We start from the raw sequence: 15,928 nt of genomic DNA, 5'->3' as shown, positions 1-15,928 counted from the left end.
TCTTATTGGTTTATTAGCGTCGTCCCTGTGCGGGGCGGCACTTACTTTCTTTGCCGCCGCTCACACCGCCAGCGCATAAGCGGGTCCCCCGCACCGTTGCGGTAGTGGTGCATCTGGAATCCGTGCCCTCGCACATTCGGCGCGAGTGACAAAGGGCTCATCAGCTCCCACTCCGCACTGCGTGCGTCGCGGATGGGTTTGCATGGGAAACCAGGGGGCTTCGTTTGCGCGTGGTGGGGGACATGCGTTTTGCCTCGGCGATGCGCCCAAGCGCAGCGGCAAGCGAGGAGATCGACAGAGGCGAAGAAGCGATACACGCTGATTTACCGCGCCGAATGCAGCGTGAGTGCAAAAGCGTGGTGGTCGGTTTTTGAAGCGTCCTTCGGCGCGCGCAGCGTCGCCGGAAGTATGACGGCTGTGTCACTCACGCCGAATGTGCGAGAACGCAGACTCCAGATGCACCACTACCGCGACTGTGCGGGGGACCCGCTTAAGGGTTGGCGGTTTGAGCTGCTTTCTCTTGCCTACTTCTCTTTGCAGCCGGCAAAGAGAAGTAGGTGCCGCCCCGCACAGGGGCAACGCTAATAGACCAATAACAATTCAAGGAAAGGCCAACGCCGTAGGCATACAACCAAAAAACGCCGCGCAGGCAACCAACTCAAGCAATGCCCAACGCCGCAGGCGTGCAGACAAACTGCGCCGAGCAGGCAAAAAAGGTCAAGTCGCCGCAGGCGCATTCGGCGCCCGCGAATTGCGCAAATACATCATGGTCGACAACACGACTCCCAGCGCGGAAGCCACTGCTGCAAAAAGAAACACCTGCGCATAGCCGAACTCCCCCGCGATATACCCAGCCAACGGCCCGGTAATCCCCAGCGAGAGATCAAGAAACACAGAATAGGCCGACAAAGCCGCACCACGGCTAGCAGGCGGCACAAGCCCAACCGCTTCAACCCCAAGCGCCGGAAACACCAAAGCAAACCCAAACCCCGTCAACGCCGCCCCAGCAAGAGCAATATGCGGCTCAGGCGCCAACCACAACATCAACAATCCCGCACATTCAAGCGAAAACGAAGCAATCGCAACCCGAAACCCACCATAAGCCTTAATCGTATTAGCAAACAACAACCGCGCGCCGATAAACAGCGTGCCAAAAACAGTCAACGACAAAGCCGCATTAGGCCAATGCCGCGCCGCATAAAACAGCGTAATAAACGTCGCAATCGACCCAAACCCAGCCGACCCCAACGCCAACCCAATCCCATGCGGCAACACCCGCGTAAACACGCTCCTATACGACATCCGCTCGCCATGCACGATCGGCACCGGCGCTATAGGCCGCGCCAGATAAAACCCAAGCGCCCCCAGCAAAACCACCAGAATGCCCACCGCGGCAAATCCGACTGAGTGCGTAATCGCGACCCCAAGCGGCGCGCCAATCGCGAGCGCGCCATAAGTCGCGATACCGTTCCACGAAATCACCCGCGCATTGTTGCTCGTGCCCACCCGCCCAATGCCCCACAGAATCGCGCCCGTCCCGCACAGGCTTTCGCCGAACCCGAGCACAAGACGGCTGCACACCAGCAACCCCAAACTCACCACCGGCCAACGCCCACACAACACAGCCAGCAGCAACAAAACCCCGCTCGCGCCGCAACCCAGCAAGCCGATCGTCACCGTCCGCTTCGGCCCCAACGTATCCGCCGAGCGCCCAGCCAGCGGCCGCGATGCCAAGGTCGCCAGATACTGCACGCTGATTGCCGCGCCCGCGAGGATCGCGCTGTAACCCAGGTCGTCGTGGACGTAGCCGGGCAGCACCGCGAGCGGAATGCCGATCGTCAGGTAGCAAAGAAACGTAAAAAAGACGACCGGAATGATCTGCATGGTCGTCGCAAATTCGCTGCGAGGTGTCGCTGAGTCGGTGGACATGGGGAAAACGAGACTTGAAAACGGCGGGAAGGCGTGATTTTCCCATGGAACCGATTCTCTTGCAGGGATTGCTTAATAATTTCGCTGGCGAAAAAAAGGTGCCGGAGTCATATAGTGGTTCATTTTCTCCCTTCATGAACGGTCTTTCCATGTGCAGCGTATGAACAGAATAGGACCGTTCATGGCAATAAAGATATAGTTTTAAAAAAAATATGGCAAAACAGCCACGTCAACATAAGTCAACCAACCCTCAAACCCATCTCGATATCGTCTAGCGGATATGTCCCGCATGTGGTACCTGCTATGGGTTGTATTTATTGACGGTGATAGTTTTCGAACCATCATCGCAGCACGTCCCCACGGACACAGAACATTCGAGAGTAACGAGACATGACTGAGCCGATTCGCTTCTATCACCGCAACGCGATCCGCGAGATCAACGACGCGCCCGTGACCCGCACCGTCCTGCAGTATCTGCGCGAGGACGTACATTGCACCGGCACCAAGGAAGGGTGCGCCGAAGGCGACTGCGGCGCATGCACGGTCGTGATCGGCGAGCGCAACGCGGCGGGCGGCGTCGACTTCAAGGCGGTGAATGCCTGCATCCAGTTCGTGCCGACGCTGGACGGCAAAGCCCTCTTCACCGTCGAAGACCTGCGTCAGCCGGACGGCTCGCTGCATCCGGTGCAGGAAGCGATGGTCGAATGCCACGGTTCGCAGTGCGGTTTCTGCACGCCGGGCTTCGTGATGTCGATGTGGTCGCTGTACGAAAAGCACGGCCACGAACACAGCTGCGCGAACAAGACCGTACCGTCGCGCGAGACGATCAGCAACGCGCTGACCGGCAATCTGTGCCGTTGCACTGGCTATCGTCCGATCGTCGACGCAGCAGTGCGGATGTTCGAAGCGCCCGCGCCGAAAGCTCCGGTCAATATCGAAGCGCTGTCGAAAACGCTCGCCACGCTCGAACGCCAGGACACGTTCCACTACCAGCATGCCGGCCAGCAATTCGCCGCGCCGCGCACCGTCGACGCCCTCGCGAAAATCAAGGAAGCCGAACCGGCTACCCGCATCCTCGCCGGCAGCACGGACATCGGCCTGTGGGTCACCAAGCTGATGCGTGAGTTGGGCAACATCGTCTACGTCGGCCAGATCGCCGCACTGCAAAAGCTCGAAACGAATGACGACTGGATCGAGATCGGCGCGGGCGTGACCGTCGAAAGGGCGTACGCGGAAATCGCGAAGCAGTACCCGGAACTCAACGAAATGTGGCAACGCTTCGCGTCGCTGCCGATTCGCAATGCCGGCACGCTCGGCGGCAACATCGCCAATGGCTCACCAATCGGCGATTCGATGCCTGGCCTGATCGCCCTCGGTGCGCATGTGATCGTGCGCGGCGGCGAGATCGAACGCGAAATGCCGCTCGAGGATCTGTACCTCGCGTATCAGAAGAAGGACATGGCAGAGCACGAGTTCGTCGTCGGCCTCAAGGTGCCGACGCGCACCGGCGCGCGCAAGAATCTGCAATTCCGCACCTACAAGCTGTCGAAGCGTTTCGACTCGGACATCTCGGCCGTGTGCGCCGCGTTCTCCTTTATCGCCGACGGCAACGTGATCCGCGAGCCACGCATCGCGTTCGGCGGCATGGCCGCCACCTCGAAGCGCGCGACGCACGCCGAAGCCGTGCTGCGCGATGCCGAATGGCACGAAGCCACCGCGCAGGCCGCGATGCTCGCGCTCGGCAACGACTACGCGCCGCTGTCCGACATGCGCGCGACCAGCAACTATCGCCTCGAAGCGGCGAAGAACACGCTGTACCGCTTCTGGCTCGAAACGCGTCCGAACAATCCGCTGCCCAAGAGCGCGCTGGATGTTCGTGCCGTTGCCGCCGCTTGCGCCCCGGCCAGCGCGAACGCGTGAGACGCAGCAGAGCGGCCCCAACCCTGGCGCTATGCGCGAGGCCCCCGAGGGGGATCGGAAAGCTTGGGGCGGCCCGGCGTCTTCTTAGAAGGATACGGAGAACACAACAATGAATCAGCAAGCAGAACCGTTCCTGAAAGACCTTCAGGATTTCGACGACTTTACCCAGGTCCACATCTCGCGTCCGCACGAGTCCGCGCATCTGCACGTGAGCGGCCGCGCCACTTACACCGACGACATCCCCACGCTCGCCGGCACGCTGCATGCCGCGCTCGGTTTGTCGCAGAAAGCGCACGCGAAGATCGTCTCGATGTCGCTCGACAAAGTGCGTGCCACGCCCGGCGTGGTCGCGATCTTCACCGCGGACGATATCCCCGGCGCCAACGATGTGGGCCCGATCATCCACGGCGACGATCCGATTCTCGCCGACGGCCTGGTGCAATACGTCGGCCAGCCGATCTTCATCGTGGTCGCGACCTCGCATGAAATTGCGCGCCTCGCTGCGCGCCGCGCCGAAGTCGTCTACGAAGAGCTTCCGGCCATTCTCACCGCGCAACAGGCCCGCGCCGCGAACCAGCACGTCTTGCCGCCGATGAAACTCGCGCGCGGCGAAGCCGGTACGAAGATCGCCCGCGCGGCGCATCGCGAAGCCGGCGAGATGCTGCTCGGCGGCCAGGAACAGTTCTATCTGGAAGGCCAGATTTCGTACGCGGTGCCGAAGGACGATGACGGCATGCACGTCTATTGTTCGACTCAGCACCCGACCGAAATGCAGCACCTGGTCGCGCACGCGTTGGGTGTGGCATCGCATAACGTGCTGATCGAATGCCGCCGGATGGGCGGCGGTTTCGGCGGCAAGGAATCGCAATCGGGTCTGTTCGCGTGCTGCGCGGCGCTCGCTGCATGGAAGCTGCTGTGCCCGGTCAAACTGCGTCCGGATCGCGACGACGACATGATGGTCACCGGCAAGCGCCACGATTTCCACTACACGTATGAAGTGGGCTACGACGACAAGGGCGTGATCGACGGCGTCACCGTCGACATGACTTCGCGCTGCGGTTTCTCCGCCGACCTGTCCGGTCCGGTGATGACGCGCGCGCTGTGCCACTTCGACAACGCGTACTGGCTCTCCGACGTGACGATCGACGGCTTCTGCGGCAAGACCAACACGCAGTCGAACACCGCGTTCCGCGGCTTCGGCGGTCCGCAAGGCGCGTTCGCGATCGAGTACATCATGGACAACGTCGCGCGTTCGGTGGGCGAGGATTCGCTCGACGTGCGCCGTCGCAATCTGTACGGCAAGACCGAGCGCAATCAGACACCGTATGGTCAGGTGGTCGAAGACAACGTGATTCACGAGTTGATCGACGAACTCGAAGCGACCAGCGAATACCGCGCGCGTCGTGCGGCCATCAACGAGTTCAACGCGAACAACGCAGTGCTGAAGAAGGGCCTGGCGCTCACGCCGGTCAAGTTCGGCATCGCGTTCAACGTGACCCACTTCAATCAGGCCGGCGCGCTGGTGCATATCTACACCGACGGTTCGGTGCTGGTGAACCACGGCGGCACCGAAATGGGCCAGGGGTTGAACACCAAGGTCGCGCAGGTCGTAGCTCATGAATTGGGCCTCGGCTTTAACCGCATCCGCGTGACGGCGACCGACACGAGCAAGATCGCCAATACGTCCGCGACCGCTGCATCGACGGGTTCGGACCTGAACGGCAAGGCTGCGCAAGATGCCGCGCGGCAGTTGCGCGAACGTCTGTCGGCTTTTGCCGCCGAGCGTTTCGGCGCAGGGCAGGTGGCCGCCTCGGAAGTGCGTTTCGCGCACGACCGCGTGGTGGTCGGCGAAGTAATCGTGCCGTTCGAAGAAGTGATCGCGAAGGCCTACCTTGCGCGTGTCCAGTTGTGGTCCGACGGCTTCTATGCAACGCCGAAGCTCTACTGGGATCAATCGAAGCTGCAAGGCCGGCCGTTCTACTACTACTCGTACGGCGCCGCCGTGTCCGAAGTGGTGATCGATACACTGACCGGCGAAATGCGCGTGCTGCGCGCGGACGCTTTGCATGACGTGGGCGCATCGCTGAACCCGGCGCTCGACGTCGGCCAGGTGGAAGGCGCGTTCATTCAGGGCATGGGCTGGCTCACCACCGAAGAACTGTGGTGGAACGCCGGCGGCAAACTGATGACGCACGCACCGTCCACCTACAAGATTCCGACCGTCAACGATACGCCGCCCGATTTCCGTGTGCGCCTGTTCAAGAACCGCAATGCGGAGGACAGCATCCATCGTTCGAAGGCGACCGGTGAGCCGCCGCTGCTGCTGCCGTTCTCGGTGTTCTTTGCCGTGCGCGATGCCGTGTCGGCCGTGGGCGACCACAAGGTCAATCCGCCGCTGAACGCGCCCGCGACCAGCGAGGAAATCCTGAAGGCAGTCGGCGCGGTGCGGGCAGCGACCGCGGCGGCTCGGCAGTAGTGCCACTATCGAAACCAACTGGAATGATCGCGATGAACGCCTTTTCTTCCGTTCAGATCGGCCGGCGCAGCGCCGTACCCGCGCCGCGTCCGGCGCCGATGCATATCGTGCTGTTCGGCGCGGGGCACGTCGGCCATGCGCTCGTCACGCTGCTCGGCAGCTTGCCGTGCGTCGTCCAGTGGGTCGATGAGCGCGACGAACTGTTCCCCGACGAAACCCCCGCCAACGTACAGATCGAAGCAACCGACACACCCGATGCGATCGTCGACACGGCGCCCCCCGGCGCGTATTTTCTGGTGATGACGCACAATCACGCGCTCGATTTTTCGCTCGCCGCGCGCATCATGCGGCGACGCGATTTCACCTACTTCGGCATGATCGGCTCGAAGACCAAGCGCGTGAAATTCGAGCGTCGTCTGCTGGATCGAGGCGTGGATCTGGATCGGCTGGTGGAGATGACCTGCCCAATCGGCGTGACCGGTATCGTCGACAAGGCACCGCCGGCGATTGCCGTTGCGGTGTGCGCGGAACTGCTGCAGGTTCGCTCCCGGCAGGCTGTGGCGCAAGCAGGAGTGACGCAGAAGCTCTACGCGAGCGTGTAAGCGGGCCGAGCAAACGAGACTCAACCCGACCTTCAACCCGCCGCGGCCGACTTTTCCTTTTTCGGCGCTCGCTTCGCGCCCCGCACTTTCCGCGCGACCAATTCATCCGACACTTGCGACATCAACGTACGCAACCAGCCGACGTCGCTCGGCCGGTCCGGCTGCGGATGCCATAGCTGATAGCACTTGATGCGCGGAAACGGAATCGGCACTTCGACCACCGCGAGCGGCAGCATGCTCGCATAGTGCGCCGCGAACCGGCGTGTGGTCGTGAAGATCAGATCCGATTGCAGCAGCGTTTGCGGCACGAGGCCGAAGTAGGGCAGCGTGGCGACGATGCGCCGCTCGGCGCGAGCCCGCGCAAAACCGATGTCGACCGCGCCGCCGCGCGTGCCGCTATATGGCGTCGGCGCCAGATGCGGGGCGGCGAGGTACGCTTCGCGCGTCATCGGCGTGCGTGTCAGCGGATGATCGGCGCGCATCATGCACACCACCGTATCGGAGAACAGATCGCTGCGTTCGAAACGCGGATCGGGCTTCGGCCAGTTGCCGATCACCAGATCGAGCTCGCCCGCATCGAGCGCGGCCGAATGGTCGAGCATCGGGCCGAGCGAATCGATCTCGAGGCGCGCATGCGGCGCCGCCTCGCGGAACTGCGCGATCACGGTGGGCATGAAGAAGTCGTTCAGATAATCCGGCGCGGCCACGCGAAAGGTGCGGCGCGAGCGGCCCGGATCGAAGTCGCCGTGCGGCGTTGCCACGAAATCGACTTCGCGCAGCACACGTTGCGCCGAGCCCAGCAACGATTCGCCGTATTCGGTCGGCACCATGCCTGATTTGCCGCGCACGAGGATCGGGTCGTTCAGCGTCTCGCGCAGTTTGCGCAGCGCGGTGCTGATCGCGGGCTGGGTCTGATTCAGACGCAGTGCGGTTTGTGTGACGCTGCGCTCGACAAGCAGCGTGCGCAGCACACGCACGAGCCAGATATCGAGGGAGGCGGCGGAGTCGTCGTCCATGGTTTAGGCGATGCAGGCAGGTCGGATCCGGAGGAAGCCTCGTACGGAGCCGCCCGCGAGCCAGATCGCGAGAGCGAGGCGCAAAGGTTATAACCTTAGGCCCGTTTGCCGTGCGGCGGCATAGCGGACGCAGTATGGCCGGCATCAGGACGGCGCTTTTGATGCAATCTCGTCTGAAACGGCATGCCTGTTCGCACGAGTATTACGTTTTGCCTTCGCTCAAATGTCTGCGATGCCTGAAGGCAGTGAACTGATCCGCTTCACTTCACCTGAGTCGAGCCAGTTCGGTGTGCGTGCGCAATACAGCACCATCGGCAATGCGTCTTCGCCCCAGAACAATTGGTCGTTCAGACGGAAGGTGGGCACGCCGTAGACGCCCAGGCCGATTGCATCCGCGGTGTTGCGCTGCAATTGCGCTTTCACTTCTTCGTTCTTGATGAGTTCCGGACCGTCCGGCATGCCGACGCGCGCGCACAACTCGGCGAACGCGGCGTCGCTCGACGGATCGCGGCCTTCACGCCAGATGAAACGGAAAATCTCGCGCACGAAGCTGATGTCGCCCTTCGCCGCGGTGGCGAGCAGAAGCGGCTTCATGGAGTCGAACGGATGCGCCGGCGGCATCTTGAACGGAATGCCGAGTTGCTCCGCGCGAAACAGCGCGTGGCGATACAGGAAGGTGCGCTTCGCGGGCACGCTGTAAGCGGGCCGCTGGCCCCAGTGGCGATACAGGTCGTTCAGCACGACCGGTGCGAACGCGAAGTCGAAGCCCGGCCATTTGTCGTGTTGCTCGAGCAACAGGTACGTGAACGGCGAGACAAAATCGTAAAACCACAGCGGTTGCCTGGCGTCGATGCCAACGGTCATAAATCTCTCCCGGATTGCCTGTTCCGAACGGGTCGTCTGCTAAACCGTCGGAATTGTAATGATCTTACGCGGTGCAGCCGCCGCTTGCACCCGTCAATATGCTTTTGGGGCCGCGGCGGCCGGCACGGCGGACGTCGAACTCGACAGTACGGTGGCGATGCGCGGCCCTAAGCGGGGCGGCCGGCCGGAGGCTCGTGGGCCTCGGCGGCGCCTCGCGCTTCAGGGGAAGCTATTGCGTCATCGGCTTCTGAAGCACGCGCTCCAGCAGGCGGCAGTGACCCCTCGCCGGGTTCGCCCGCTGCGTCGCGCTGAGCCTCGCGGGTGTGGGTGAGCCGCTGGCGCACGAAGCCGATGTGCTCGCGCAGCACATAGAACTGGTCCGCATAGGCGAGCGGCATTTTCAGGCCGTTCACCGATTCTTCAATCGCATCGAGGCGCTCGATTAGCGCGGCGCGTTCTTCAGCCGAATGCTCGCTGAGCGCACTGCGCTCGATCGCGATCAGCGCGCCGTACCAGCGGTAGATGCGCGATTTCACCCGCCACGCGTACAGCGCCGGCACGAGACGCAGGGCAGGAATCAGCAGCACGATCAGCGGCACCACGACCACCAGCAGCCGGTCCGCGAGACTCGCCAGCCAGAACGGCAGGATCCGGTAGAGGAAGCTCTTGCCCGACTTGTAGTAACGGGCGGCGTCGTCGCTGATCGGGAAATCGTGGGCGAGCGGCGCGGGGAATTCACCGGCGCGCTGCATGATGTTCGCCTTGCCGTGGACTTCGCGTGCCGCTTCGATCAGCAGATCGGACAGCGCGGGGTGCAGCGAGTCGCGCGCCACCAGTTCGGCGGTCGGCGCCACCATATGAATTGGCGCGGAGGGCAGATTCTTGCCGAGGTCGAACGCGCCCATCGGCATTTCGAGCTGCGTCAGATACGGAAAGCGCCGCGTGTAGGCATCGGCCTGGGTGAAATCGTAGAACTGCACATTCGGCGTGCGATAGAGCTTGCCCATTACCGCCGGTTGCGCCGAATCGCCGGCCAGAAAAGCCGCGTCGACTTTGCCGGCGACGAGCGCGTCAGCAGCGTCGTCGCCCGAGAGCGGCAGCAGTTTGGTGGGGCCGCTGCCCGGCACGATGCCGTTTGCCTTGAGCAACGCGAGCGCCAGTTCGCGCGTGCCGCTGCCTTCCGCGCCGACCGCGAGGCGCAAGCCCTTAAATTCGGAAAGCCGCGTGACAGTCGGCCCGTGATAGAAGATCGCCAGCGGCACGTACGCCACGCTGCCGAGCGACATCAGACCTTGGCTCGCCGGACCGGGCGCGACGCCGTCCTGCACGAAGCCGACATCGACATTCGACTTCGGGTCGGAGAGACGCTTGAGATTCTGCAGCGAGCCTTCCGAAGACAATACGCTCAGGGTGATGCGGTTGCGCGCCAGAATCGTCTTGTACTTCTGCGCTGCATTCCAGAAGGTGCTGCCTTCGGGGCCGGCGCTGATCGTCAGGGTGCTGGGCGGAGCGGGCTGGATCAGGCGCACGGCGACCCAGATCGCCGCGGCGGCGATCAGCAGGATCGGCCCGAACGAGACTGCCAGATCGCGCCAGGAGATCGCCACGAAACGGGCGACGAGACGGGGAGGGGGTTTGCGGCCGGTGGCTGGCTTCATCAGATGACGTGACGGCGACGGTCGAAAGTGAACAGGATGGCGGCGCTCTGCGGCGCGCGAACCGGGGCGAGGCGCTCGTGCCATGGCGGGCTGGCCGGCGCGAAGGACACACAAGACGCGCGGCAACGCGCGTCGCGCCGATGGTACCTGAGAATAGCGCGGCGGCGGGGCGTCCGGCCGGGGCGGGCGCCGTCAAACCCGTAACAAATCGTGAACGGCGCGTGAAAGGCCGATGAACGGCCATGAATTGCCAAAGAGTCGCCCATGAACCGCCCAAGAGTCGCCCAGAGTCGCCCAGGAGTCGCCCAGGACTCGCCCGAGACCGCCCGAGAGCCGCCAATGACCGCCCAAGAGTCACCCGTGAATTGCCCAAGCGTCGCCCACGAACCGCCGCCGGCCCAAAGAATGAACGCCGTATGAATAAAACCCGCTGAACGCCCCCTGGCAACCCGCAGGCACGTCGAGGTACGACTAAACCCTTTGCGCTTCTGGCGCGGCTAGATTAAATTGTCGATCGCTGCCGCGAACATACGTTTGCGCGGCGTGACCCGGCATGACAGACAAGAACCGGGCGCGCTGGCGGACTTCGCGGCTTGCCGGCTCCCGTACCGCATTGCATGCGTGGCATCGCATGCCACTAACTGTGCGGCAAACTTCAGCCGGCCTCTCTCGCCTCTCGCACATCGTGTTACAGCCATAGTCGGCCGTTGCTGAGTCGCGCCTTGCCGCGCGCGAAGCATGGCCGCCGGAAGTCGTAACGAAGCCGCTTATGCATGCGGTCCAATGTGTAGCTAAGGAGAAGAGAAACTATGAAATCGGTCGGTTTTCTGAAAACGCTGGGCTCGGTCGTGGCAATGGTGGTGGCGTGCAATGTGTACGCTCAGGCAAGCGATGCAACAGGCACGACCGCGGCGCCGGCTGCAAGCACCAAGGCCAGCAAGCATGCCAATACCCAACTGGGTCGCAAGGTGCGCAGCGCGATTGGCAAGGTGCAAGGCGTCGACGTTTCCAACATCGCCGTGCGCGCGCGTGGCGGCGCGGTGACCCTGACGGGTACGGTGCCCGACCAAGGCCAGATCGACGCTGCCGGCGAAGCGGCCAAGGGCGTCGCCGGTGTGACGTCGGTGTCGAACAAGCTGAACGTGATGCAGCAGTAAGACCGCTGCCATGAGCAGGCCGCAATAGTCGGCTTGCCATGGGCGCTCGCAACAAGCGCATGAAGTGCATGAAGCGCCGGCAGGCGCTTAAGGCTGCACCCGGCTGCCAGCGATTCGATAGCGTCGCTATGTTTGAGTGTGATGAATGAGCGTGGTGCATGCCAGCGTGAGGGTTCCGGCGGAATAACCGGAGCCCTTTTTTTTGCGCTTTATTTTCCCCGGTGATGATTTATGACGCGGCGATGATGGGTCTGGTCAGTGCCAGGCCGAGCGCCCGCACGGCAACGGTCCGTCTGTGCGCTGCGACACACAATTGACGCGCCCCGAAGCGTACTGTGATGCAAGCGGAACCGGAGTCAACGCCATGGAAACCACGCTTTTGCGCTATACCGATCTACCGATCGGCGATCGGGCGGCTTTCGAACTGGTGTGCGCGCGGCACGGGTTCGCGCCGGCGCATTTCGACATCAGCGCCCGTACGGATCCGCGCGATGTCACGCATGAGCGCCTCGTTACGATTCGGCGCGGCGGCTGGGCGCAGTCCTATCAAGACCATCACGGGCAATGGGTCAGACAGTTCGAGTCCGATCTGACGTGCAGATTTTTTAAGTAAAGACTGCGTGGTGCGTCGGAGTTTTTGGCAGCACCCCACGCAGACTATTGAAGCCGCCGCTTCACGCCAGCACGAGACGCACGCCGACCAGCGTGAGCGTAGCGGCGAGCACGTTGCGCAGCAGCGCTTCCGGTGCGCGCGACGACAGATAGCTGCCGATCGCGATGCCCGGCAACGACCCCACCAGCAGCGACAACAGCATCGACCAGTCGATCGAACTCAGCAGCCAATGCCCCGCGCCCGCCAGCAACGTGAGCGGGACCGCGTGCGCGATATCGGATCCGACGATGCGCGTGGTCGGCAGTAACGGATACAGCAGCAACAACACCGTCACGCCGATCGCGCCCGCTCCCACCGACGTCAGCGACACCAGCACGCCCAGCACCGCGCCGGTCAGCATGGTGAGCGCGAGCGTACGGCCTTGCCTGGGCGCGCGCTGACGGCGCGCGCCGAGCGCCGCGAGTTGTGGGCGGAAAATCAGCGCGACGGCCGTCACCAGCAGGGCGGCGCCGAGCACGATCTGAATCAGCCGGCTCGCGCCCGGCGTGTCCATCCCGTAACGATGCAGCAGGATCAGCGTGATGGTCGCGGCCGGCACGCTGCCGGCCGCGAGACGCAGGGTGATCTGCCAGTCGACGGAGCCTTTCAGGCCGTGCACCAGCGTGCCGGTCGCCTTGGTGGCGGCCGCATATAGCAGATCGGTGCCGACCGCGGTGGCCGGATGCACGTTGAACAGCAGAACCAGGATCGGCGTCATCAGCGAGCCGCCGCCGACGCCCGTCAGTCCGACAAGAAAGCCGACGAACAGGCCGGAGAAGGAATACAGCAGTTCGATGTGGGGAAGAGCCATTGAGCAGACCGCTTAGGGTCGGGTGGGTTGGACAGATTGGGCGGCAAGGCCGGCGCGCGCATGCCCGCGAGAGCCGGCGATTGTCGGCGACAGGCCCAGGGCGGCGCGGCGAAAGCCGCTATTGTCGCAAAACCGCCGCGCTTGCGTGAAAAGCGCTACGACAGGTCGTGCTGCGCCGCTTGCATCCGCTCGATCAGCGCCAGTACTTCGGGGCGGCTCTCGCCCTTCGCATGCACGAAGTAGTATTTCAGCGGCGACGCGACTTCGTGGCGGCTCACCCGCACGAGACCGCTCTTGCGCAGATACGCGTCGGCGAACGGCACGCGCGCCAGTGCCACGCCGAGTCCCGCTTCGGCGGCGGCTAGCACCAGTGTGTAGTCTTCGAAGCGCCGATCTTGCGCGCGCGGCTTCAACGGAATAGCGAGCGCGTCGAACCATGCGCGCCAGCCGGTCACATCCGAGTCGTGCAACAGCGGCACATCGAGCAGCGCGGCATCGCCCCGTTTATGCCGTAGCTTCGCCAGTTGCGCGGCAAGCGTGGGATGCGCGACCGGATAGAGCGTCTCCGGCAGGAACGGCTTGACTTCGAGCTGACGCCAACTGCCGCGCCCGTAGCGAATCGCCAGATCCGCTTCGCCGCCGGCGAGGTCCACGTTGCGATGGTCGATATCGAGCTGGATGCGCAGCGCTGGGGCTGCGCTTTCAAAGGCCGCCTGGCGCTCGAAGAACCACAGCTTGGCGAATGCGGGCACCACGCTCAGCTTGACCAGCTGCGGGCTGCGCGGCGAGCGCCACTGATCCGCCGCGCTGTCGATGATGCCGAACGCCTGCTCGATCCGCCCCACGAAGCGCTGCCCGTCCGGCGTCAGCCGCACGCCGCGCGCATGGCGTTCGAACAAGGTCATGCCGAGCCAGTTTTCGACCGCGGCGACCCGCCGGCTGATTGCGCCGTGCGTCAATCCGGCGACCTCGGCGGCGGCGAGAAACGAGCCTTCGCGGGCGACGGCGCAGACCGTTTCGAGGCTCGCAAGCGGCGGCCGCGCCGACGAAGCCGGTGGCGTTGGTGAGGAGGTGTGAGCCATATTCACATCACGATTTTCATTTGTGCGCTAGCTTAGCAGCTCGCGGCGCGGCACCATTTGCGCATGAACACATTGACTTCATCCCCATCGCCGCGTTCCGCGCGGCAACCGCTACTGGCGGCAGGCGCGGTCGCCTTCACCATCGTCTCGTGGGCGTCCGCTTTTCCATTCATTCGTATCGGCTTGCAGGGTTTGCCGCCTTTGCAATTGGCGGCGGCGCGTTTTGCCACCGCGGCGCTGCTGGTGATCGCGTGGCTCGCCTACCGGCGCCCGCGCTTGCCGACATGGCGCGACGGTCTGCGTTTCGTACTGTGCGGCTTTCTCGGCATTGCGCTTTACAACGCGCTGCTCAATACCGGCGAGAAAACGGTGGCGCCAGGCGCGGCGAGTTTTATCGTCAATACGCTACCGATTTTCACCGCGCTGCTGGCGGCCGTATTTCTCGGTGAGCGGTTCAATCGTTGGGGATGGTTCGGTTCGCTAATCAGTCTTGCCGGTATTGCCGTGATCGCGCAGGGCCAGCCCGGTGGCCTGACGCTCGGCGCGGGCAGTACGCTGATTCTTGGCGCGGCGCTGTGTTCGGCGAGCTACTTCGTGTTGCAGCGGCGTCTGATTCCGGTCTATGGGGCGCTGACCTGTACCGCGTACACGTTGCTGGCGGGCGCGATTGCTGGCGCCGTGGCTGCCGGGCGCGTTGAGTTCGCTGGGTGGCGCGCCACATGGCACGTTGAGTTCGCTTGGCGGCGCACCGCGTGGCACGTTGCAGGCGGTGTTGGTGCTCGGCGTGTTTCCCGCGGCGCTCGGCTACGCGACGTGGACGTTCGCGCTGGGCTACTTCGGCGCGGCGCGCGCGGCCAACTTCCTGTATCTGACGCCGGCGGTGGCGACGGCATTGTCCGCTTTGCTGACCGGCGAACGCCCGGGTCTCGCGACGCTATGCGGTGGTTTGATGGCGATTGCCGGTGTGGTGTTCGTGGCGCTGCGTGGCCGCTCGTGAGTCTGAAGGCGCGACGCTGAGCGCCGCCTGCGCGGCGTCGTTAAGCCTTATTCAAAGCGCACGGCGAATCTCGACGATGCCGAAGGCCGCGAGCGTGAATCCGACCATCCGGTCGATCGCCACGCGCAGCTTGCTGCCGATCGCATGACGTGCGAGCGACACTACGGTCACGAGGAAACACCACCACGCGATCGAACCGCAAAATACGCCGCCTACGGTGGTCAGTGCGATGCTCGATGAAAATGCGCCGCGCGGGGCGAGCGTCGTAAATAGTGCGGCGAACATGATGACGGTTTGCGGGTTGGTCAATGTGAGCAGCAGTGAACTCGCGTAGGCGCGCAGCGCGCCGGCGCGGCCCACCTGGGCGAGCTTGCTGTCACTATTGCCATTGCCATTGCCATTGCCATTGCCATTGCCATTGCCATTGCCGGCGCCGTTGGCCACATCTACGACGGGCGCTTTTTGCAGCAAGGCTCGCACGCCGAGATAAAGCAGAAACAGACCGGCCAGCAGATGCAAGGGCCGGTCGTAGGCCAGCATGAACTGCGAAATGCCCACAAGGCCGAGCGCCGCGATCAAACCATAAACCGCATCGCCGGTCGCGATGCCAAAGCCGATTGCGAGCCCTGCGCGCGGACCGCCCGTCAGCGTGCGGCGAATGCATAACATGCCCATTGGGCCGACCGGTGCGGCAATCGCGAGGCCGACGCCGGCGGAGGTGACAAAGAGACTGGCGGTGGACATGGACAAGCCTTGATGGGTTG

Annotated in this window: 12 protein-coding genes and 1 pseudogene; 6 read left to right on the top strand and 7 right to left on the bottom strand. The window is 63.6% G+C overall.

Going from position 1 to position 15,928, the window contains the following annotated elements; translation table 11 throughout:
* Nucleotides 1-717 precede the first annotated feature (717 nt).
* On the bottom strand, nucleotides 718-1,929 hold the full coding sequence (locus P0D84_RS17070) for an MFS transporter (RefSeq protein ID WP_408338215.1): 1,212 nt from the start codon (nucleotides 1,927-1,929) through the stop codon (nucleotides 718-720).
* Nucleotides 1,930-2,319: 390 nt separating this feature from the next.
* On the opposite strand from P0D84_RS17070, the gene xdhA reads away from it, so the two are divergent.
* From xdhA to xdhC, 3 genes are all read left to right on the top strand, one after another.
* Nucleotides 2,320-3,849 carry a xanthine dehydrogenase small subunit gene (gene xdhA, locus P0D84_RS17065; RefSeq protein WP_408338213.1) on the top strand — a complete coding sequence of 510 codons (1,530 nt, stop codon included), beginning with the start codon at nucleotides 2,320-2,322 and terminating at the stop codon, nucleotides 3,847-3,849.
* Nucleotides 3,850-3,958: 109 nt separating this feature from the next.
* Nucleotides 3,959-6,325, top strand: a complete 2,367-nt coding sequence (gene xdhB / locus P0D84_RS17060; RefSeq protein ID WP_408338211.1) for a xanthine dehydrogenase molybdopterin binding subunit — start codon at nucleotides 3,959-3,961, stop codon at nucleotides 6,323-6,325.
* Nucleotides 6,326-6,357: 32 nt separating this feature from the next.
* The gene (gene xdhC / locus P0D84_RS17055) at nucleotides 6,358-6,927 is read left to right on the top strand and encodes a xanthine dehydrogenase accessory protein XdhC (protein WP_408338209.1); all 570 of its coding nucleotides are present in this window, start codon (nucleotides 6,358-6,360) and stop codon (nucleotides 6,925-6,927) included.
* Nucleotides 6,928-6,959: 32 nt separating this feature from the next.
* On the opposite strand, the gene P0D84_RS17050 is transcribed toward xdhC, so the two are convergent.
* The 3 genes from P0D84_RS17050 to P0D84_RS17040 form a co-directional block, all read right to left on the bottom strand.
* On the bottom strand, nucleotides 6,960-7,943 hold the full coding sequence (locus tag P0D84_RS17050) for a LysR substrate-binding domain-containing protein (protein ID WP_408338207.1): 984 nt from the start codon (nucleotides 7,941-7,943) through the stop codon (nucleotides 6,960-6,962).
* A 219-nt stretch (nucleotides 7,944-8,162) separates the two neighbouring features.
* Complete coding sequence (locus P0D84_RS17045) at nucleotides 8,163-8,807, bottom strand: 2-hydroxychromene-2-carboxylate isomerase (protein ID WP_408338205.1); 645 nt, start codon at nucleotides 8,805-8,807, stop codon at nucleotides 8,163-8,165.
* Between the two features lie 167 nt (nucleotides 8,808-8,974).
* Nucleotides 8,975-10,465, bottom strand: coding sequence for a TAXI family TRAP transporter solute-binding subunit (locus P0D84_RS17040; protein WP_408338203.1), 1,491 nt, complete (start codon nucleotides 10,463-10,465; stop codon nucleotides 8,975-8,977).
* 809 nt (nucleotides 10,466-11,274) lie between these two features.
* Here P0D84_RS17040 and P0D84_RS17035 point away from each other — a divergent pair.
* The gene (locus P0D84_RS17035; protein ID WP_408338201.1) at nucleotides 11,275-11,622 is read left to right on the top strand and encodes a BON domain-containing protein; all 348 of its coding nucleotides are present in this window, start codon (nucleotides 11,275-11,277) and stop codon (nucleotides 11,620-11,622) included.
* Between the two features lie 364 nt (nucleotides 11,623-11,986).
* Nucleotides 11,987-12,235 (top strand): hypothetical protein, encoded by a 249-nt coding sequence (locus tag P0D84_RS17030; protein ID WP_408338199.1) that lies wholly within the window; start codon nucleotides 11,987-11,989, stop codon nucleotides 12,233-12,235.
* Nucleotides 12,236-12,296: 61 nt separating this feature from the next.
* On the opposite strand, the gene P0D84_RS17025 is transcribed toward P0D84_RS17030, so the two are convergent.
* Both P0D84_RS17025 and P0D84_RS17020 read right to left on the bottom strand, forming a co-directional pair.
* Nucleotides 12,297-13,085, bottom strand: coding sequence for a sulfite exporter TauE/SafE family protein (locus P0D84_RS17025; RefSeq protein ID WP_408338197.1), 789 nt, complete (start codon nucleotides 13,083-13,085; stop codon nucleotides 12,297-12,299).
* A 155-nt stretch (nucleotides 13,086-13,240) separates the two neighbouring features.
* Complete coding sequence (locus P0D84_RS17020; protein ID WP_408338195.1) at nucleotides 13,241-14,167, bottom strand: LysR substrate-binding domain-containing protein; 927 nt, start codon at nucleotides 14,165-14,167, stop codon at nucleotides 13,241-13,243.
* Between the two features lie 63 nt (nucleotides 14,168-14,230).
* Between P0D84_RS17020 and P0D84_RS17015 the strand changes: the two are divergent.
* A pseudogene (locus P0D84_RS17015) lies at nucleotides 14,231-15,164 on the top strand (DMT family transporter).
* 51 nt (nucleotides 15,165-15,215) lie between these two features.
* On the opposite strand, the gene P0D84_RS17010 reads toward P0D84_RS17015, so the two are convergent.
* Nucleotides 15,216-15,908 (bottom strand): LysE family translocator, encoded by a 693-nt coding sequence (locus P0D84_RS17010; protein WP_408338193.1) that lies wholly within the window; start codon nucleotides 15,906-15,908, stop codon nucleotides 15,216-15,218.
* Between the last annotated feature and the right edge of the window lie 20 nt (nucleotides 15,909-15,928).

The organism is Paraburkholderia sp. RL17-337-BIB-A, assembly GCF_046025895.1.
In the GTDB taxonomy this organism is placed as follows: domain Bacteria; phylum Pseudomonadota; class Gammaproteobacteria; order Burkholderiales; family Burkholderiaceae; genus Paraburkholderia; species Paraburkholderia fungorum_C.
This window is presented reverse-complemented; position numbering and strand designations above follow the sequence as displayed.